At 67.3% G+C, this 19,598-nt stretch carries 15 protein-coding genes; 6 read left to right on the plus strand and 9 right to left on the minus strand.

Annotated elements, in window-relative coordinates:
* Window positions 1-878: type VI secretion system tip protein TssI/VgrG (tssI, locus tag LU671_RS18230; protein WP_232856452.1), on the minus strand; the 878-nt coding region annotated here is incomplete at its 3' end.
* 276 nt (window positions 879-1,154) lie between these two features.
* On the opposite strand from tssI, the gene LU671_RS18235 reads away from it, so the two are divergent.
* Window positions 1,155-1,370 carry a hypothetical protein gene (locus LU671_RS18235; protein WP_232856453.1) on the plus strand — a complete coding sequence of 72 codons (216 nt, stop codon included), beginning with the start codon at window positions 1,155-1,157 and terminating at the stop codon, window positions 1,368-1,370.
* Window positions 1,371-1,406: 36 nt separating this feature from the next.
* Here LU671_RS18235 and LU671_RS18240 read toward each other — a convergent pair whose 3' ends face one another.
* The 5 genes from LU671_RS18240 to LU671_RS18260 all read right to left on the minus strand — a co-directional run bounded on the left by LU671_RS18240 (window position 1,407) and on the right by LU671_RS18260 (window position 6,315).
* Window positions 1,407-2,039 (minus strand): LysE family translocator, encoded by a 633-nt coding sequence (locus LU671_RS18240; protein ID WP_232856454.1) that lies wholly within the window; start codon window positions 2,037-2,039, stop codon window positions 1,407-1,409.
* A 283-nt stretch (window positions 2,040-2,322) separates the two neighbouring features.
* Complete coding sequence (locus tag LU671_RS18245) at window positions 2,323-3,330, minus strand: aldo/keto reductase (RefSeq protein WP_232856455.1); 1,008 nt, start codon at window positions 3,328-3,330, stop codon at window positions 2,323-2,325.
* A 94-nt stretch (window positions 3,331-3,424) separates the two neighbouring features.
* Window positions 3,425-3,856 carry a hypothetical protein gene (locus LU671_RS18250; protein WP_232856456.1) on the minus strand — a complete coding sequence of 144 codons (432 nt, stop codon included), beginning with the start codon at window positions 3,854-3,856 and terminating at the stop codon, window positions 3,425-3,427.
* A complete protein-coding gene (locus LU671_RS18255) occupies window positions 3,853-4,554 on the minus strand; it encodes a hypothetical protein (protein ID WP_232856457.1) in 702 nt (233 codons plus the stop codon). The genes LU671_RS18250 and LU671_RS18255 overlap by 4 nt, the downstream gene beginning before the upstream one ends.
* A gap of 228 nt (window positions 4,555-4,782) precedes the next feature.
* Window positions 4,783-6,315 (minus strand): FAD-dependent oxidoreductase, encoded by a 1,533-nt coding sequence (locus LU671_RS18260; protein WP_232856458.1) that lies wholly within the window; start codon window positions 6,313-6,315, stop codon window positions 4,783-4,785.
* Between the two features lie 182 nt (window positions 6,316-6,497).
* On the opposite strand from LU671_RS18260, the gene LU671_RS18265 reads away from it, so the two are divergent.
* Genes LU671_RS18265 through LU671_RS18275 form a run of 3 tightly spaced genes read left to right on the plus strand, consistent with a single transcriptional unit; the run spans window position 6,498 to window position 12,187 of the window.
* On the plus strand, window positions 6,498-7,640 hold the full coding sequence (locus tag LU671_RS18265) for a MexC family multidrug efflux RND transporter periplasmic adaptor subunit (RefSeq protein WP_232856459.1): 1,143 nt from the start codon (window positions 6,498-6,500) through the stop codon (window positions 7,638-7,640).
* A gap of 15 nt (window positions 7,641-7,655) precedes the next feature.
* The gene (locus tag LU671_RS18270; protein WP_232856460.1) at window positions 7,656-10,784 is read left to right on the plus strand and encodes an efflux RND transporter permease subunit; all 3,129 of its coding nucleotides are present in this window, start codon (window positions 7,656-7,658) and stop codon (window positions 10,782-10,784) included.
* Window positions 10,784-12,187: an efflux transporter outer membrane subunit gene (locus tag LU671_RS18275; RefSeq protein WP_232856461.1), complete on the plus strand. Its 1,404-nt coding sequence runs from the start codon at window positions 10,784-10,786 to the stop codon at window positions 12,185-12,187. Before LU671_RS18270 ends, LU671_RS18275 begins: the two co-directional genes overlap by 1 nt.
* Before the next feature lie 216 nt (window positions 12,188-12,403).
* On the opposite strand, the gene mobA is transcribed toward LU671_RS18275, so the two are convergent.
* The 3 genes from mobA to LU671_RS18290 all read right to left on the minus strand — a co-directional run bounded on the left by mobA (window position 12,404) and on the right by LU671_RS18290 (window position 17,350).
* Window positions 12,404-12,979 carry a molybdenum cofactor guanylyltransferase MobA gene (gene mobA, locus LU671_RS18280; RefSeq protein WP_232856462.1) on the minus strand — a complete coding sequence of 192 codons (576 nt, stop codon included), beginning with the start codon at window positions 12,977-12,979 and terminating at the stop codon, window positions 12,404-12,406.
* 61 nt (window positions 12,980-13,040) lie between these two features.
* On the minus strand, window positions 13,041-16,163 hold the full coding sequence (locus tag LU671_RS18285) for an efflux RND transporter permease subunit (RefSeq protein WP_232856463.1): 3,123 nt from the start codon (window positions 16,161-16,163) through the stop codon (window positions 13,041-13,043).
* Window positions 16,164-16,174: 11 nt separating this feature from the next.
* Entirely contained in the window at window positions 16,175-17,350 is a 1,176-nt protein-coding gene (locus tag LU671_RS18290; protein ID WP_232856464.1) for an efflux RND transporter periplasmic adaptor subunit, read from the minus strand.
* A gap of 158 nt (window positions 17,351-17,508) precedes the next feature.
* Here LU671_RS18290 and LU671_RS18295 point away from each other — a divergent pair, with 158 nt between their 5' ends.
* Window positions 17,509-18,210 (plus strand): response regulator transcription factor, encoded by a 702-nt coding sequence (locus tag LU671_RS18295; protein WP_050705882.1) that lies wholly within the window; start codon window positions 17,509-17,511, stop codon window positions 18,208-18,210.
* A 6-nt stretch (window positions 18,211-18,216) separates the two neighbouring features.
* The gene (locus LU671_RS18300) at window positions 18,217-19,518 is read left to right on the plus strand and encodes an ATP-binding protein (protein ID WP_232856465.1); all 1,302 of its coding nucleotides are present in this window, start codon (window positions 18,217-18,219) and stop codon (window positions 19,516-19,518) included.
* Window positions 19,519-19,598 lie beyond the last annotated feature (80 nt).

Raw genomic sequence — 19,598 nt, forward strand, 5'->3', positions numbered from 1 at the left:
ATGCCGACTTCGTCGCGCTTGTAGCGGCCGGGGTAGTCGAAGCGCTCGTAGTCGTCGGCCTGGTGCTGCAGGTCGCTTGCGTTGAATTCCTGCTGCAGGTGGTAGGCCGGGTGGGTGAAGGAGTAGTCGCGCTGCACCTGGCGAGCCGTGCGCACCTGTTCGCGGTAGTGCAGGCGGCGCAGGCAGGGGCGGGCCTGGTCGCCACCGCTGTTGGCGTGGTAGAGCACGGCCAGCGGGTCGGGATAGTCGTCGTCGATGAAACCTTCGTCGTCGTCATCGTCCTCGGGCTTGACCAGGCTGGAGCTGATCATGCCCAGGGTCAGCACGCGGTCGCTGACGAGCAGGCGGTGGCCCTTGGCGCTGTGGACGAAACGGTAGATGAAGCCTTCCTCGGCGGCCAGGCGAGTGATGAAGGCGAGGTCGGTTTCACCGGCCTGGACGCAGAACTCGCGGGGCGCGTGGGGAAAGCTGTGGCCCAGTTCGAAGTCGGTGATGCGCTGGGCCTTGAACAGGGTTTCGAGGATCTGCGGCACGCTTTGTTGCTGGAAGATGCGCCAGTTCGAACGCAGCCCGGCGCGGGCCAGCTTGGGCTCGATCACGGCCTGGTAGCGGGTGCGGCAGTTGCCGGTGTCGCCCTGGCTGAAGGCGCTGATCAGGCCGTGTACGTAGCGCATCGGGCGCTGGCCGCGCAGGATGGTGAACAGCGCGGGCTTGTCGAGCAGGTGGCCGAAGTCGACGTTGTCTTCGTAGCTGACCAGTTCGAGCACCAGCTTGAACGGGGTGCTGAGGGCTTCGTCGAGGGTGAAGGAGACCACTTCGAACGGGTCCTGGCTGGCCAGGGGCTCGAAGCGGTAGCTCAGGTTGGATTGATTGGGCATGAGAGGTCCTTCGGATACGGCTGTCCATGAACGAGACAGTGCTCGCCGTTGCCTGGCTGTTGCGGAATGCCCCCGTCGGTTACTGCTGCATGAGGGCGTTGAGAGCCTCAGGCAGAGCGACGGTGACGCAGACCTGAAACACTAGCGAGGAACGGATTCTGGGTGGTCGACAGGGCTTCCCAAATCCGCGTAGGACGTTTCTCTGATTTTCCTTTTCAGGGCTATTTGGCAGCATTCGCTTACAGTTCTTGGGAGAACCTGCCTGAGGATGCCCCCATGCCCGAAGCCCGCGAGCAGATCGACGCCTGCATCGCCAGCCTTGCCGACTGGCGTGGTTTGCGCCTGGTCCATCTCAGGGCGCTGATCCACCAGGCCGGGCTGCCCAATGCCAGTCTCAAGGGCGACACCCGCCGGGCCATCGACCTGCATGAGGACGAGTGGCTCGACGAGCAGGCGTTCATCGCGCTGGCGCTCAGCCTGGGTCAGCCCTGAATCACCACCCAGGCCTTGCGAGGGAGCAGGTGAGCGTCACACCGCCCGGGCGTTGAGCAGGCGCACGCCCAGGCCGATGAACAGCGCGCCGGTGGCGCGCTTGAACCAGGCGGCCAGGGGCGAAGCCTTCAGGCGCAGGCCGAAGCGCCAGGCGGTGAAACAGTAGAAGGAATGCACCAGGCAGACGATCAGCGAGCCGCTCAGGTACATCGCCGCGAACTGGCCGAAGATCGGCCGCCCGGGCTCGAGGAACTGCGGCAGGAAGGCGCAGAAGAACACCAGGGTCTTGGGATTGCTCACCGAGACCAGGAAGGCCTCCACGGCGATCCGCCATTGCGTCTGGGGTGGGGTCGCGACCACCTGGGTCGCCGGGGCGGCGGGGCCTCCTTTACTCAGCAACTGGCGCAGGCCGAGGTAGATCAGGTAGCCAGCGCCGGCCAGCTTCAGCACCAGGAACGCCGTGGGCAGCGAGATCAGCAAGGCGCCCACGCCCATCGCCACGGCGGTGATCGTCAGCAGTTGCGCGGTGAGGTTGCCGAACAGGGTCATGCCCATGCCGGAGGGGCCGTAGCGCAGGGCGTTGCGCACGGTCAGCAGGACGTTGGGGCCGGGGATCAGCGAGGTGAGCAGGTAGGCGAAGGAGAAGGTCAACCAGAGGTGCAAGGCCATGGGAGCGCGTCCTTTGCGCGGGGAAAGTCGAACAATGCCAGCAATCGGGACGGACTTCCATGGGGGGCTTGCGGACACATGAGCTGTCGATCTGCTGGGGATAGCGTGGGAGCGGTGGTGCGCCGATGCGACTGGTCCCGCGAACACCCGCGAAGCGGGCGCCAGGCATTGCGCAACCTTCATCGCGGGGCAAGCCCGCTCCCACGTTCTATGCTCTACGCCCTAGACCCAGACCCAGACCCAGACCCAGACCCAGACCCAGACCCAGACCCAGACCCAGGCGTCAGCGTGGCAGGCGTCCGCTGACGAAGTGCGCCACATCGTTGAACCCGGGCGTGGAGGCATGGCCCGGTGTCACCAGCGAGTCGATGAACGCTTCGTCCTCCGCCGTGATCTTCACCTCCAGCGCGCCGGCATAGGTGTCCCACTGCGCCTCGGTGCGCGGTCCGACGATGGCCGAGCTGACCAGGCGGTTGTTCAGCACCCAGGCGATGGCGAACTCGACGATGCCCACGCCCTTGGCCTCGGTGTAGGCATGGATCTTCTGGGCGATGGCCAGCGACTCCTGGCGCCATTCCACTTCCATGATGCGCTTGTCCTGGCGGCCGGCGCGGCTGCCTTGGTCCGGGGTCGAGCCGGGTGCGTACTTGCCGCTGAGCACGCCGCGGGCCAGCGGGCTGAACGGCACCACGCCCAGGCCATGGTAGGCGGCGGCGGTCAGTTGCTCGGGTTCGGCCTGGCGGTTGACGATGTTGTACAGCGGCTGGCTGACCACAGGCTTGGCCACGCCGAGTTTCTCCGCCAGGTTGCAGATCTCGGCGATGCGCCAGCCACGGAAGTTGGACACGCCCCAGTAGCGGATCTTGCCCTGGGCCAGCAGGTCGCCGATGGCGCGCACGATCTCTTCCAGGGGGACCGTGTGGTCCTCGCGGTGCAGGTAGTAGATGTCCAGGTAGTCGGTGCCCAGGCGCGTGAGGCTGGCCTCGATGGCATTGAACAGGTGCTTGCGCGACAGGCCGCTGCGGTTCGGCACGCCATCGACCGGACCGTAGCCGGCCTTGGAGGCGATGATCCAGTCGTGGCGGTTGCGCGCCACCGCCTCGCCGACGATCTCCTCGGAACGGCCGCCGTTGTAGACGTCGGCGGTGTCGACGAAATTGATGCCCTGGTCCCAGGCCTTGTCGATGATGCGCAGCGAGTCTTCGGTGCCGGTCTGCTCACCGAACATCATGCTGCCCAGGGTGAGGGCCGAGACGTGCAGGCCGGAGCGGCCGAGGGGGCGGTAGATCATTGCGAGTCATCCTTTCCTTACAGTGTGGGTGAACTTGTTTTACACAGTTCACCCCGGTATTGAAAGCTCGCGGTGGCAAAGGCAGGGCGTGCGCTCAGCGCGTCGGCAGGCCGAGCAGTTCGCGCCTTGTCTCCAGGGCAATGGTTGCATAACCCTTGCCGGTACCCCGGTTGCGCAACCCGTGGTCATGCTGGGCCGTCACGTCCTCCCAGCATTCGATCGACAGCAGCTGGCAGTAGCTGCTGTCGGTCTCGAGCTCGAAGTCTATGAAGCGTTCGGTATCGGTCAACAGACTGCCCGTCAGGCTGGCCATGCCGGGGAAGTCGAACTCAAGGTCCAGCAGCAGGGAGCGTGTCCAGTCGATCCCGTGGCTTTCGGCGACGCGCAGCAGGGCAGGCGGTACCTCACGGGTGAGCCAGGGGCGTGCCAACTCTCTGATGCGATGGGCAGTGAGCAGGTTCTGCTCCTGCACATTGAGTTGTCGCTTCCTGAGCAGCCGCTGGATATCCAGGGAGCGCAAGTTCATCCGTTGGCCCCGCCGCGGCCCAGGGCCTGCAGAAAGTCCTGTTCGCCGTCTGCCTGCCACCAAGGGATGCGAACCTGGCCGCCTTGTTGCCGAAGTTGGCGCAGCAGTGACAGCAGGGCGTCGATTCGAGGCGCATCCCAGTCAGGCCCCATGCGATAGTCCAGTGTCAGGCCGTGCTCGCAGACCATCACGCCCAGGTCAGGGAGGGGCTGGCCATCGATGTCGATGCCCTTGGCCAGTACATGAAACGGTTCGACAACACCGTCGCTGACACGTGAAGCATCCTGTGGGCCGGTAAAGGACGTTTCGCGCCCGCTTGCCTTGTCCCACAAGCTGCCGCAGTCCACCCTCGCACCGAGGGTGAACAGGCGTGCGAATGCGCTCGGCATATCCGCGCTCCGGGCAAAGTGGAGCTCGATTTCCGGCAGTGTCCCGTCGTCATGGCTGAAGTAGTCTGACAAGGGGTGTGCTTGTGGCGTCTCTACATGCAATACCAACTCGATCGAGTCTTCACGCAACTGCGCAAGTCCTTCGCTCTGAATTCTGCTGATGACGAATCGTGAGCCAGGGCGAGTTTCGGCAGGCATGGAAAAACCGTTGGCCAGCCGCTGCCTGAGCGCTTCGGTAAAGGTGATTTGAAGCATGTCTTCATGCAGTGCCAGGAACGCCTCTCGCCGATCACAGGAGACTCGCAACATCGTGCAGGTTCCTGTGGGAGAGCGAAGCGCGAGTTGCGCGTGGGTGCCAGGTCGGCATCGGCGCATTGTCCGTGCCAGGTTGTTGAATGCCTGGGTACTGGCAAAGAGGTGGGCCTGGTGTTCGTGCCAGTCGAAGTGCACTGGGTCAATCTCCATGCGCTGGGGCGAGTCTGCGGCGTACTGTACGGCGAGGAGCGCGCGGTTGCCACTCCCGGGCAACGCCAGGTCTCAATCCGCCCAGGCATCGATCAGGTCACGCGCCTCGCGGCTCGACAGCGGCCGCTTCAGCCGCTGCGACAGCACCGCCATGGCCCGCGCATGGCCCTTGGCGATCACCGCCTCGACCTGGTCGTCCAGGCACTGCAGGGCGATGAAGTCGCCCTGTTCCGGGGTGCCGACGTACTCGATGCGGTTCCAGCCGCTGGCATGCCCGAGCACTTCGTAGGTGCGCCCGTGCTGGTAGGTCCAGAAGAACGGCACGTCGTCGTAGCGGCGGCGCTCGCCGAGCATGTTGGCGGCGGCGATCACCCCATGCTGCTGGGCCAGGCGCCAGTGCTCGATGCGCACCGGGCGGCCGGCCAGGGGAAAGGTGGCGATATCACCGGCCGCCCACAGGCCGTCGGCGGCCTGCAGGTGGGCGTCCACCGTCAGCGAACGGTCCTCGGCCAGGGGCAGGTTTTGCAGGTAGCCGGTGGCCGGGCTGACGCCGGTGCCGAGCAGCACCAGCGGGGTTTGCAGGCGCTCGCCAGTGGCCAGCAACACGGCCTCGACCCGCTCCCGGCCTTCGAAGCCGCTCACCTCGGTCGGCCCGTGGAATACCACGCCCTTGCGTTCGTGCAGCTCGCGCAGGGTCTGGCCGATGCGCTCGCCCAGCTGCCGGGCCAGCGGGATGGCGTGGCGCGTGACTACATGCACCTGCAAGCCGTACTTGCGCAGGGCACTGGCGGCCTCGAGGCCGATGAACCCATCGCCGACGATCACCACCGGCTGGCCCGGCTCGGCCAGGTCGAGCAGCTGCGCGGCATCCGTGCGCGAGCGCAGCACGCAGATGCCGGGCAACTGCACGCCGGGGAGCTCGGGGCGCCTGGGTTTGCCGCCGGTGGCCAGCAGGGCGGCGTCGTACTTCAGCTTCTGGCCGTCGGCCAGGGTGATCACGCGCTTGCCGGCATCCACGGCGCGCACCTTGCCGTGCAGGCGCTGCAGCTGGCCGCGGCGCAGGGCGTCCGGGGCCAGCAGGGTCGGCACTTCGTCCACCGGCATCTGCCCGGCGATGACGAACTTGCTCAGGGCGGTGCGATCGTAGGCGTTCGGCTGTTCCTGGTCGATCCACAGCAGGCGCCCGGCAAAGCCATGCTCGAGCAGGGTGGCGATGGCGGCCGAGCCGGCGGCGCCGGCGCCCACCACGACGAAGGTGCGGGCGTCACTGTGGCGCGGCGGTGCTGTCTCGGGCAACGGCTGGTCGTCGACCCAGACCTGGCCATCCCTGAGCTCTACGGCATGGCGGCGCAGGCCGGTCAGGGCCGGCGGTTCGCAGACCGCGCCCTCGTCCACGGCGAAGGCGGCCTTGTGCCAGGGGCAGACCAGCAGCCCGCCACAGACCGCGCCCTCTTCCAGGGGCGCGCCCTCATGCGGGCAGTTGGCCTGGTAGGCCTTCACCAATTCGCCCTGGCGCACCAGGACGATGTCCTCGGTGCCGGCCTGGACGCGCAGGGGGCGGTGTTCCTCGAGCTGGTCGAGGCTGGCCACGGCGTGCAGGGTCATGGCGGATCTCCTCAGGCGTTGTGTTTCATTTGACGCCTGCCATGGGCCTGGACTGCGACGACCCGACGATCGGAGGTGGTCATTACAACTTTTCACAAAAACTTCAAATGAGACTAAATTGACTCAAATCGAATGTGTTAGTACCATTCGCGCCAAATTTAGTTAACGGCTCGGGTGAGTTCATGAGCAATTTGCGTGCAATAGGAGTGGCCAGCTGGCTGGCAGTGGCAGTAGCCCTGGCTGGCTGCGGGGCGGCCGATGAACAGCAGGTCGGCGCTGAAACGGCGTTTCCGGTGGAAATCGTGACCGTGGCCGCCGAGCCACTGGCCCTGGCCTCGACCTTGCCAGGCCGGGTCGAGCCGATGCGGGTGGCCGAGGTGCGTGCGCGGGTGGCCGGCATCGTCCTGCACAAGCGTTTCGAGGAAGGTGCCGACGTCAAGGCCGGCGATGTGCTGTTCCAGATCGACCCGGCGCCGTTCAAGGCCGCCCTGGCCCGCGCCGAGGCCGACCTGGCCCGGGCCCAGGCCGTGCAGCACGAAGCCCAGGCGCGGGTAAAACGCTATGCGCCGCTGGTGAAGATCGAAGCGGTGAGCCAGCAGGACTTCGACAGCGCCACCGCCGAGCTGCGCAGCGCCCAGGCTGCCGTGCGTTCGGCCCAGGCCGACGTGCAGACCGCGCGCCTGAACCTGGGCTATGCCACGGTCACCGCGCCGATCTCCGGGCGCATCGGTCGCGCCCTGGCCACCGAAGGCGCGTTGGTCGGGCAGGGCGACGCCACGCTGATGGCGCGCATCCAGCAGCTCGATCCGATCTACGTCGACTTCACCCAGTCCGCCGCCGACGCCCTGCGCCTGCGCCAGGCCCTCAAGGACGGCGCCCTGGGTGGTGGCGACGACAAGGCGCTGACGGCCCAGGTGGAAGGCACCGACTACCAGCGCCAGGGCGCGCTGATGTTCACCGACGTGGCGGTCGACCGCGGCACTGGCCAAGTCACCCTGCGCGGGCGCTTCGACAATGCCGACGGCATTCTCCTGCCGGGCATGTACGTGCGCGTGCGCACCCCCCAGGGCACCGACCAGCAGGCCATCCTGGTGCCGCAACGGGCGGTGCAGCGTGGCAGCGACGGCGAGGCGCGGGTGATGGTGGTCGGCACTGGCAGCCTGGCCGAGGCGCGCAGCGTGCGCACCGGCGTGATGCAGGGTTCGCGCTGGCAGGTCGTCGAAGGCCTGCGCGGCGGTGACCAGGTCATCGTCGGCAGCCCGGCCGGCCTGGCCCCGGGCATGCCCGTGGTGCCGGCACAGGCGCAGCCGGTCGCGGCGAAATAAGGCGAGGGTAGCGAGATGTCCAAGTTCTTCATCAATCGGCCGAACTTCGCCTGGGTCGTGGCGCTGTTCATTTCCCTGGCCGGCCTGCTGGTGATCCCGGCGTTGCCGGTGGCCCAGTACCCCAGCGTGGCACCGCCACAGATTTCCATCACCGCCAGCTACCCGGGCGCTTCGGCCAAGGTGCTGGTGGAGTCGGTAACCAGCATCATCGAGGAGTCGCTCAACGGCGCCAAGGGCCTGCTGTACTACGAGTCCACCAACAACTCCAACGGCGTCGCCGAGGTGCTGGTGACCTTCGAGCCCGGCACCGAGCCGGACATGGCCCAGGTCGATGTGCAGAACCGCCTGAAGCAGGCCGAGGCGCGCATGCCCCAGGCGGTGCTGACCCAGGGCCTGAAGGTGGAGCAGGCCAGTTCCGGCTTCCTGCTGATCTACGCCCTGACCAGCAAGGCCGGCGACCGTGGCGACACCACGGCCCTGGCCGACTACGCCGCGCGCAACATCAACAACGAACTGCTGCGCGTGCCGGGCGTGGGCAAGCTGCAGTTCTTCGCCTCCGAAGCGGCCATGCGGGTCTGGGTCGATCCGCAGAAACTGGTGGGCTATGGCCTGTCCATCGACGACATCAACAACGCCATCCGCGGCCAGAACGTCCAGGTGCCGGCCGGCAGCTTCGGCAGCACGCCGGGCGCCAGCGAACAGGAGCTGACCGCGACCCTGGCGGTGCAGGGCACCCTCGATACTCCCGAGGCCTTCGCCGGCATCGTCCTGCGCGCCAACCCGGACGGCTCCAGCGTGCGCCTGGGCGATGTCGCGCGCCTGGCCATCGGCAGCGAGAACTACAACCTGTCCTCGCGCCTGGACGGCCACCCGGCCGTGGCCGGCGCGGTGCAGCTGGCGCCCGGCGCCAATGCCATCCAGACCGCGACGCTGGTCAAGGAGCGCCTGGCCGAGCTTGCGCAGTTCTTCCCCGAGGGCGTCGAGTACTCGGTGCCCTACGACACCTCGCGCTTCGTCGACGTGGCCATCGAGAAAGTCATCCACACCCTGATCGAAGCCATGGTGCTGGTGTTCCTGGTGATGTTCCTGTTCCTGCAGAACGTGCGCTATACCCTGATTCCGTCGATCGTGGTGCCGGTGTGCCTGCTGGGCACACTAATGATCATGAAGCTGCTCGGCTTCTCGGTGAACATGATGACCATGTTCGGCATGGTGCTGGCCATCGGCATCCTGGTGGACGATGCCATCGTGGTGGTGGAGAACGTGGAGCGGCTTATGGCCGAGGAGGGCCTGTCGCCGGTGGACGCGACCATCAAGGCGATGGGGCAGGTGTCCGGGGCGATCATCGGCATCACCCTGGTGCTGGCGGCGGTGTTCCTGCCGCTGGCGTTCATGTCCGGTTCCGTGGGGGTGATCTACCAGCAGTTCTCGGTGTCGCTGGCGGTGTCGATCCTGTTCTCCGGCTTCCTCGCCCTGACCTTCACCCCGGCGCTGTGCGCCACGCTGCTCAAGCCGGTGCCCCATGGCCACCATGAGAAGGGCGGTTTCTTCGGTGCCTTCAACCGCGCCTTCGCCCGCGTGACCGAGCGCTACTCGGTGATGAACAGCGCTCTGGTGGCCCGCGCCGGTCGCTGGATGCTGGCCTACGTCGGCATCCTGGTGGTGCTCGGTTATTCCTACCTGCGTCTGCCGGAAGCCTTCGTGCCTTCGGAGGACCTGGGTTACAGCATTGTCGACGTGCAACTGCCGCCGGGCGCCAGCCGGGTGCGTACCGACCACACCGCCGAGGCGCTGGAGCAATTCCTGATGTCCCGCGAGGCGACGGCCAGCTCGTTCATCGTCAGCGGCTTCAGCTTCTCGGGCCAGGGCGACAATGCCGCGCTGGCGTTCCCGACCTTCAAGGATTGGTCCGTGCGCGGCCCCGAGCAGTCGGCCGAGGCGGAAACCGCCGCCATCAACGCCCAGTTCGCGGCCAATGGCGACGGCACCATCACGGCGGTCATGCCGCCGCCGATCGATGGCCTGGGCAACTCGGGCGGTTTCGCCCTGCGCCTGATGGACCGTGGCGGCCTGGGCCGCGAAGCACTGCTGGCGGCCCGCGACCAGCTGCTGGCCCGTGCCAACGGCAACCCGGTGATCCTCTACGCGATGATGGAAGGCCTGGCCGAGGCACCGCAGCTGCGCGTGCAGATCGACCGCGAGAAGGCCCGCGCCCTGGGCGTGAGCTTCGAAGCCATCAACAGCACCCTGGCTACCGCCTTCGGTTCGGCGGTGATCAACGACTTCACCAACGCCGGGCGCCAGCAGCGCGTGGTGGTACAGGCCGAACAGGGCGAGCGCATGACCCCGGAAAGCGTGCTGCGCCTGTATGCCCCTAATGCCGGAGGCGAGCAGGTACCGTTCAGTGCCTTCGTCACCACCAAGTGGGAAGAGGGCCCGGTGCAGCTGGTGCGCTACAACGGCTATCCGTCGATTCGCATCGCCGGTGACGCCGCGCCCGGCCACAGCACCGGCCAGGCGATGGCCGAGATGGAGCGCCTGGTCAGCGAGCTGCCGCCTGGCATCGGCTATGCCTGGACGGGCCTGTCGTACCAGGAGAAGGTCTCCAGCGGCCAGGCCACGGCCTTGTTCGCCCTGGCCATCCTGGTGGTGTTCCTGCTGCTGGTGGCGCTGTACGAAAGCTGGGCGATCCCGCTGACGGTGATGCTGATCGTGCCGATCGGCGCCCTGGGCGCGGTGTGGGCAGTGATGCTCACCGGCCTGCCCAACGATGTGTACTTCAAGGTCGGCCTGATCACCATCATTGGTCTTGCGGCGAAGAACGCGATCCTGATCGTCGAGTTCGCCAAGGAGCTGTGGGAGAAGGGCTACAGCCTGAGCGACGCCGCCATTGAAGCCGCGCGCCTGCGTTTCCGCCCGATCGTGATGACCTCCATGGCCTTCATCCTCGGCGTGGTGCCGCTGGCCATCGCCAGCGGCGCCGGCGCGGCCAGCCAGCGCGCCATCGGTACCGGGGTGATCGGCGGCATGCTCAGCGCCACCTTGCTGGGCGTGGTGTTCGTGCCGATCTGTTTCGTATTCGTGCTGAAGCTGCTCAAGCGCAAGCCGGCCCCCGTGCAACACGCTGTCGAGGTGACCAAGTGATGCTCATGCGCAATCTTGCAATTCCGTTCGCGCTGGCCGTCACCTTGGCCGGCTGCTCCCTGGCGCCGACCTACCAGCGTCCCGAGGCGCCGGTGGCGACCGCGTGGGGCGATGCCGCCGGCCATCACGGCAAGGTGGTGGAGCAGTTGGACTGGCAGGCGTTCATCGTCGACCCGTCCCTGCGCCAGCTGGTGGGCACCGCGCTGGACAACAACCGCTCGCTGCGCCAGACCCTGCTGGATATCGAGCAGGCCCGCGCGCAGTACCGCATCCAGCGCGCCGACCGGGTGCCGGGCTTGAATGCCGGGGCTTCCGGCAACCGCCAGCACTTGCCGGCGGACCTGTCGAGCAACGGTCGTGAGGGTGTCAGCAGTACTTACCAGGTGGGCCTGTCGCTGCCCGAATACGAAGTTGACCTGTTTGGCCGGGTGAAAAGCCTGAGTGACGCGGCCCTGGAACAGTACCTGGCCACCGAGGAAGTTGGCCGTGCCGCGCGCATTGCCCTGATCGCCGAAGTGAGTCAGGCCTACCTGACCCTGGACGGCGCCGAGCGGCGCCTGGCGCTGACCCGCCAGACCCTGGCCAGCCGCGAGGATTCGCTGGCCCTGGTCGGCCAGCGGCGTGGCGCCGGCACGGCCACGGCGCTGGATCACCAGGAGGCGCTGGGGCTGGTCGAGCAGTCGCGGGCCGAGCTGGAAGGCATCGTGCGCGAGCAGCGCCAGGCCTACAACGCCCTGGTGCTGCTGCTGGGCAGCGCGGACGCGGCGAAGGCGATCCCGGCCGAGCGCGGCGAGGCGCCGCTGGTCCTGCAGGACATCGCCCCGGGCGCGCCGTCGGCGCTGATCGAACGTCGCCCGGACATCCTCGCCGCCGAGCACCGGCTGCGGGCGCGCAATGCCGATATCGGCGCGGCGCGGGCGGCGTTCTTCCCGCGGATCAGCCTGACCGGCAGCTTCGGTACTTCCAGCGCGCAGATGTCCGGGCTGTTCGACGGCGGTTCGCGCAGCTGGAGCTTCATGCCGCAGCTGTCGCTGCCGCTGTTCGACGCCGGGCGCAACAAGGCCGGCCTGAGCCTGGCCGAGGCGCGCAAGGATTCGGCGGTGGCGGCCTATGAGGGCACGATCCAGACCGCCTTCCGCGAAGTCGCCGACGCCCTGGCCGCCACCGACACCTTGCGCCGCGAGGAAGCGGCGCGCCGGGCCCTGGCCGACACCAGCCGGGCGACCGTGGCGCTGGCCAAGGCGCGCTACGAGGGCGGCGTGGACAGCCACCTGCGCTACCTGGATGCGCAGCGCAGCGGTTATGTCAACGAAGCGGCCTTCATCGAGGCCAGCACCCAGCGCCAGCTGGCGTTGGTCGATCTGTTCCGCGCCCTGGGCGGTGGTTGGCCGGACGAGGGCTGAAAGACTCCTTTGGTTGGGGATTCCAACCGCTCGGCCCCGGGGGATCTTTGCCCGGGGCTTTTTTATTTGGGCTTACACAATCTGTGTAGGAGCGGCCTTGTGCCGCGAAAGGGCTGCACAGCAGCCCCAAGATCTCGTGGCGAAGCGCAGATTGCCGGGGCCGCTACGCAGCCCTTTCGCGGCACAAGGCCGCTCCTACAGAGGATCGTGGACAGGTTAATCCTGCAGCAGATCCGGGCTGTTGAAGTTACTCAATCGCGGATCGTCCTCGACACACTCCAGCCCCTGGACGCTCGCCTGCAGCAACGCCTTCTGCAAACTCCGCTCCCCCGCCTGCCAGGCCTGCTCCAGCAGCGGCAGCAACCGCCGCGGCAACACACTGAACATCGGCTGCCAGTACCCACCTTGGCGTACCATGGCCGCGCTGTCGCGGGCCACCGCCAGGGCCAGCAGGTCTTCGATCAAGGCCCGGTCGATCCGCGGCGCATCGCAGGCCAGCAGCACCACCCATTCATGCCGCGCCACCTTGAGCCCGCTGATGACCCCGGCCAGCGGACCGGGAAAATCTGCTTCGGCATCGCCGACAAGCTGGTCGGCATACGCCGCATAGGCCGCCTGGTTGCGGTTGCAGGAGATCACCAGGTCATCGCTGAGCGCCCGCACGGCACGTTGCACATGGGCCACCAGCGGCTCGCCGCGCCAGGCCACCAGGCCCTTGTCGCGGCCGCCCATGCGCTGGCCACGACCACCGGCGAGGATAAGGATGGAACAGGGGGGGAGGGCGTCAGGCATGAAAAAGGGTTCCGGGCGGTCAATGCCGGGAACCCTCCCATTTACCGCGGGGCTTGTCCAGTCAGGCCTCGTGGGTAGCTGCCTCGGCCGTCCTTGTCCGGCCACGCCCGGCCAGGCGCATCACCACGACGAAGAACACCGGCACGAACACCACGGCGAAGGTGGCGCTGAGCATGCCGCCGATCACCCCGGTGCCGATCGCCTGCTGGCTGGCCGAGCTGGCGCCGCTGGCGATGGCCAGGGGCACCACGCCGAGGATGAACGCCAGCGAGGTCATCACGATCGGGCGCAGGCGCAGGCGCGCGGCCTGGATCGCCGCGTCCACCGCGTCGTGCCCCTGGTCCACCAGGTCCTTGGCGAACTCGATGATCAGGATGGCGTTCTTTGCCGACAGGCCGATCAGGGTGATCAGGCCGACCTTGAAGAACACATCGTTGGGCATCCCGCGCAGGGTCACGGCGAGTACCGCGCCGAGCACGCCCAGGGGCACCACCAGCAGCACCGCGGTGGGGATCGACCAGCTTTCGTACAGCGCCGCCAGGCACAGGAACACCACCAGCAGCGACAGCGCCATCAGCAGCGGCGCCTGGCTGCCGGACAGGCGTTCCTGCAGCGACAGGCCGGTCCATTCCAGGCCGGAACCGGCCGGCAACTGGGCGACCAGGTGCTCGATCTCGGCCATGGCCTCGCCCGAGCTGTAGCCGGCCGCCGGCTCGCCGGAGATCGACACCGCCGGGTAGCCGTTGTAGCGGGTCAGCTGCACCGGTCCGGACTGCCAGTGGGCCGTGACGAAGGCGCCCAGGGGCACCATCTTGCCGCTGTTGTTGCGCACATGGATCTTCAGCAGGTCCTCGACCTGGCTGCGCCGGTCGCCTTCGGCCTGCACCACCACCCGCTGCATGCGGCCCTGGTTGGGGAAGTCGTTGACGTAGTTGGAGCCCACCGCAGTGTCGAGCACCGCGCCGATATCGGCGAACGAAACACCCAGGGCATTGGCCTGGCGCCGATCGATTTCCAGTTCCACCTGGGGGCTTTCGGCCAGCGAGGCTTCGCGCACATTGACCAGCACCTTGCTCTTGCGCGCCGCCTCCAGCAGTTGGTCGCGGGCCTCCATGAGCACGGTGTGGCCCATGCCGCCACGGTCCTGCAGGCGGAACTCGAAGCCGGTCGACTCGCCCAGGCCGTCCACCGGTGGCGGCAGCACCGCGTAGGCGATGGCGTCCTTGAGCTGGGTGAAGGCCAGGGTGGCGCGGTCGGCGATGGACTGCGCGCTGTCGTCGCCACCGCGTTCGGACCAGTCCTTGAGCGTGGTGAAGGCCAGCGCCGCGTTCTGCCCGCTGCCGGAGAAGCTGAAACCGAGGATCAGCGTGGTGTTGGCCACGCCTGGCTCTTCGCCGTTGTGCGCCTCGATCTGCTGCGCCACCTCGATGGTCCGCGCCTGGCTGGCGCCCGGCGGCAGCTGGATGTCGGTGATGGTATAGCCCTGGTCCTCGGTGGGCAGGAAGGCGGTGGGCAGCTGGCTGAAGCCGTAGCCGAGCACCGCCAGCAGCGCGGCATACACCAGCAGGTAGCGGCCGCTGCGGGCCAGGGCGTGGCTCACCCAGCGCTGGTAGCCGTTGCTCATGCCTTCGAAGCGGCGGTTGAACCAGCCGAAGAAACCCTTGCGCTCATGGTGCTCGCCCTTTTCCAGGGGCTTGAGCAGGGTGGCGCACAGCGCTGGGGTCAGGCTCAGGGCGAGGAACGCCGAGAACAGGATCGACACCGCCATCGACACCGAGAACTGCTGGTAGATCACGCCTACCGAGCCCTTCATGAAGGCCATCGGCAGGAACACCGCCACCAGCACCAGGGTGATGCCGACTATGGCGCCGCTGATCTGGCCCATGGCCTTGCGTGTGGCTTCCTTGGGCGGCAGGCCTTCCTCGGCCATGATCCGCTCGACGTTCTCCACCACGACGATGGCGTCATCCACCAGGATGCCGATGGCCAGCACCATGCCGAACAGGGTCAGCACGTTGATCGAGAAGCCCAGCGCGTTCATCACCGCGAAGGTGCCCATCAGCGCCACCGGCACCACCAGGGTCGGGATCAGGGTGTAACGGAAGTTCTGCAGGAACAGGAACATCACCGCGAACACTAGCACCATGGCCTCGACCAGGGTGTTGATCACCTGCTGGATCGAGACCTTGACGAACGGCGAGGTGTCGTAGGGGATGTCGTACTTCACCCCGGCCGGGAAGTAGCGCGCCAGCTCGTCGAGCTTCTGCTTGACCAGGCCCGCGGTTTCCATGGCATTGGCGCCGGGTGACAGCTTGACGCTGAAGGCGCTGGTGGCCTTGCCGTTCAGGCGCGTGCCGTACTGGTACTCCTGGGCGCCGATCTCGACCCGGGCGACATCACCGACGGTAACGGTCGAGCCGTCGGTGTTGGCGCGCAGGACGATGGCGGCGAATTCCTCGGGGGTGCTCAGCTGGCCCTTGACCACCACGTTGGCGGTGATCTCCTGGGTCGGCCGGCTGGGCAGGTCGCCGATGCTGCCGGGGGCGACCTGGGCGTTCTGCGCGGCGATGGCCTCGGCCACGTCGTTGGGCGTGAGGTTGAAGCCGACCAGCTTGGCCGGGTCGATCCAGATGCGCATGGCCCGCTCCGAGCCGTACAGCTGTGCCTTGCCGACGCCCTTGATGCGGCGGATCTCGTTCATCACGTTGCGCGCGAGGATGTCCGACAGGGCGATCTCGTCGAGGCTGCCATCCTCGGAGGTGAGGGTGGCCAGCAGCAGGAAACCGGTGGACACCTTTTCTACCTGCAGGCCTTGCTGGGTCACCGGGCGCGGCAGGCGCGACTCGATTACCTTGAGGCGGTTCTGCACGTCGACCTGGGCCAGGTCCGGGTTGGTGCCGGGCTGGAAACTGGCGGTGATGGTGGCGCTGCCCAGGCTGCTCTGCGACTCGAAGTAGAGCAGGTTGTCGGCACCGTTGAGCTCCTGCTCGATGATGCTGACCACGCTCTCGTCCATGGTCGCCGCCGAGGCGCCCGGGTAGACGGCGTAGATTTCCACCTGCGGCGGCGCCACGTCGGGGTACTGGGCCACCGGCAGCTGCGGGATGGCCAGGGCGCCGACCAGGAGGATGAACAGGGCGACCACCCAGGCAAATACCGGGCGGTCGATGAAGAACTGCGGCATGGATCAGGCCCTCATTGGCCGGTGTGTTGGGCGACCGCGGAGGCGCCCGGCTGCTCGTCGACCTGGACCTGGTCCCCGGCCTTGACGTGTTGCAGGCCCTCGACCACCACGCGATCACCGGGGGCCAGGCCCTCGCTGACGATCCAGCGATCACTCTGGGCGCTGCCCAGGACCACCTGGCGTTCGCTGATGCGGTCCTGCGGGTCGACCAGCAGCACCTTGGGCACGCCGGCGCTGTCGCGCAGGATGGCGCGCTGCGGCACGCTGATGCCCTGGGGCTGTACGGCCTGGTCCAGGCGCACGCGCACGTAGCTGCCTGGCAGCAGGTCGAGGTCGGGGTTGGGGAACTCGCTGCGCAAAGTGATCTGGTTGGTGCTTGGGTCGACGCTGATGTCCGAGAACAGCAGCTTGCCGGCCAGCGGGTAGGCGCTGCCGTCATCCTGGATCAGCGTGGCCTTGACCTGGCCCTGGCCGACCTGCTGCAGCTCGCCGGCGCGCAATGCGCGGCGCAGGGCATTGAGCTCGCGGGTCGACTGGGTGACATCGGCATGAATCGGGTTCAACTGCTGGATGGTGGCCAGCGGCGTGGTTTCGCTTTGCCCGACCAGCGCGCCCTCGGTCACCAGGGCGCGGCCGATGCGTCCGGAGATCGGCGCGGTGACGGTGGCGTAGCCCAGGTTCAGGCGTGCCCGTTCCAGCGCCGCCTTGGCTTCGCCGACCGCAGCATCGGCCTGGAGGAAGGCGGCGCGGGCGTTGTCGTACTCCTGGCGGCTGACCGCCTTGTCGTCGACCAGCTCGCGGTAGCGCTGCTCCTGCAGGCGGGCCTGGTACAGGGTTGCCTCGGCCTTGGCCAGGCTGGCGCGGGCGCTGTCGAAGTCGGCCTTGAACGGCGCCGGGTCGATCAGGAACAGCACATCACCTTGCTTGACGTCGCTGCCTTCGCGGTACACCCGCTTGAGCACCACGCCGGCTACCCGGGCGCGCACCTCGGCGGTACGCGGCGCGAGGATGCGGCCGCTGAGTTCGGTGCTGATCGCCAATGGCTGCACGGCCAGGGTCTCGACCCGGACCTGGGAAGGCGGGGCTTGTTCTTCCTGTTCGGCGGCGTCGTTGCAACCGGCCAGGGAAAGGGTCATCAGCGCCAGCAGCGCCAAGGGGCGCAGGCGCGAAGGGCAGGGAATGGACATACGGATCTTCCAGGTTTGATCCAGCGTATGCTAAAGCAGCCGTTCGGGTGGCGGCTGTTAAGCTGTGTTGGGCGTGTGTGAAAAAGTGTGAACAATCGGCGGTGGCCCGCCCAGGATTCTATATCCTGCCTTACTTCAATCTTTCGTCAAATCCCCTTATGCCGAACATTCTCCTGGTCGAAGACGACAGCGCGCTGTCCGAGCTGATCGCCAGCTACCTGCAACGCAACGATTTCCATGTCCGGGTGATCGCCCGCGGCGACCATGTGCTGGACGAGTTCCGCCGGCAGAAACCGGACCTGGTGATCCTCGACCTGATGCTGCCGGGCCTCGACGGCCTGCAGGTGTGCCGCTTGCTGCGCCAGGAAACCCAGGGCCTGCCGATCCTCATGCTGACCGCCCGTGACGACAGCCACGACCAGGTGCTGGGGCTGGAAATGGGCGCCGACGACTACGTCACCAAGCCTTGCGAACCCCGGGTGCTGCTGGCCAGGGTGCGCACCCTGCTGCGCCGCAGCAGTGTCAACGAACCGCGCCTGGACAGCGACCTGATCCAGGTCGGCGGCCTGCGCATCGACCTGGCCGAGCGCACGGTCAGCTGGCGCGGCGAGGAGGTGGAGCTGTCCAGCGGCGAGTACAACCTGCTGGTGGTGCTGGCGCGCAACGCCGGCGAGGTGATGAGCCGCGACCGTATTCTCCAGCAACTGCGCGGCATCGAATTCAACGGCACCGACCGCTCGGTGGACGTGGCCATCTCCAAGCTGCGCCGGCGCTTCGACGACAGCGCCGGCGAGGCGCGCAAGATCAAGACCGTGTGGGGCAAGGGGTATCTGTTCAGCCGGGTCGAGTGGGAGTACTGACAGGCCATGCTCAAGATCCTGGTGCGGCTGTACCTGGTGATCATCGTCGCCTATGCCGGGGCGATCGCCTTGATCCCCGACACCATCGTCGGGCTGTTCCATGAGCGTTTCATGGCCTACAACCTCGAGCAGGCCAAAGGCGTGCAGACCCTGATCGTGCGCCAGTTCCAGCAGGCGCCGCGGGAGCAGTGGCCGGCAGTGGAAAAAGACCTGGCCGGGGTGTTCAAGCCGCTGCAAGTGCGCCTGCTGCGCATGGACGAGGCCGAGCTGAGCAGCGAGGAAAAAGCCCGGCTCGAGCATGGCCTGTACGCGGTGCGCATGGCCGACTGGGGCTACTACGAAACGGTGCTGGCGCCGCTGGATTCGCAATGGCTGGTGCGCCTGCACTCGCCGGACGACCCGCTGGACATCAACGTGCTGTCCTGGGGCGTGACCGTGCTGATCGGCGCGGCCATGCTTGGCTGCCTGCTGCTGTGGGTATGGCCGCACTGGCGCGACCTCGAACGGTTGAAGGACACCGCCCGGCGCCTGGGGCGCGGCGAGATGTCCGAGCGCACGTCTATTTCGCCACGCTCGAACATCGGTGAACTGGCCGGGGTGTTCGACACCATGGCCAGCGACCTGGAGCGCCAGGTCAACCAGCAGCGCGAACTGCTCAACGCGGTCTCCCATGAGCTGCGCACGCCGCTGACGCGTCTGGACTTCGGCCTGGTGCTGTTGTTCGACGAGGTGCCGCCGGCCAGCCGCAAGCGCCTGCTGGGGCTGGTGGGGCACGTGCGCGAGCTGGACGAGCTGGTGCTCGAGCTGCTGTCCTACAGCCGCCTGGACAGCGTCGACCAGGCCCGCGAGCGGGTCGAGGTGTCGTTGCTGGAGCTGGTGGACAGCGTGCTCGGCAGTTTCGCCGAGGAGCTGGACAACCGTGGCATCCGTTGGGAGGTGCGCTGCGAAACCGACCTGCCGCGCTTTGTCCTCGACCCGCGGCTGACCGCCCGCGCCGTGCAGAACCTGGTGCGCAACGCCATGCGCTATTGCGATGAAAGCCTGCTGCTGCGCCTGCGCCGGGAAGAAGACGGCGCCTGCCTGGTGACCGTGGAGGACGATGGCATCGGCATCCCGACCGAGGAGCGTGAGCGGATCTTCCAGCCGTTCTATCGCCTGGACCGTAGCCGTGATCGCAATACCGGTGGGTTCGGGTTGGGGCTGGCGATCAGTCGGCGGGCCATCGAAGGGCAGGGCGGGACACTGACCGTGGCGCAGTCGGCGTTGGGTGGGGCGCAGTTCAGGATTCGCTTGCCTGGGTCGCTGTGATGAACATCGGTGCATGAGGTGAACAACTGCCGCCGCCCAAGTGATTCGATGCGGCAGCAGTTGATAGGTCGCCAGCTTCA

The organism is Pseudomonas sp. NMI760_13 (assembly GCF_021283245.1).
Taxonomy (GTDB): domain Bacteria; phylum Pseudomonadota; class Gammaproteobacteria; order Pseudomonadales; family Pseudomonadaceae; genus Aquipseudomonas; species Aquipseudomonas peradeniyensis.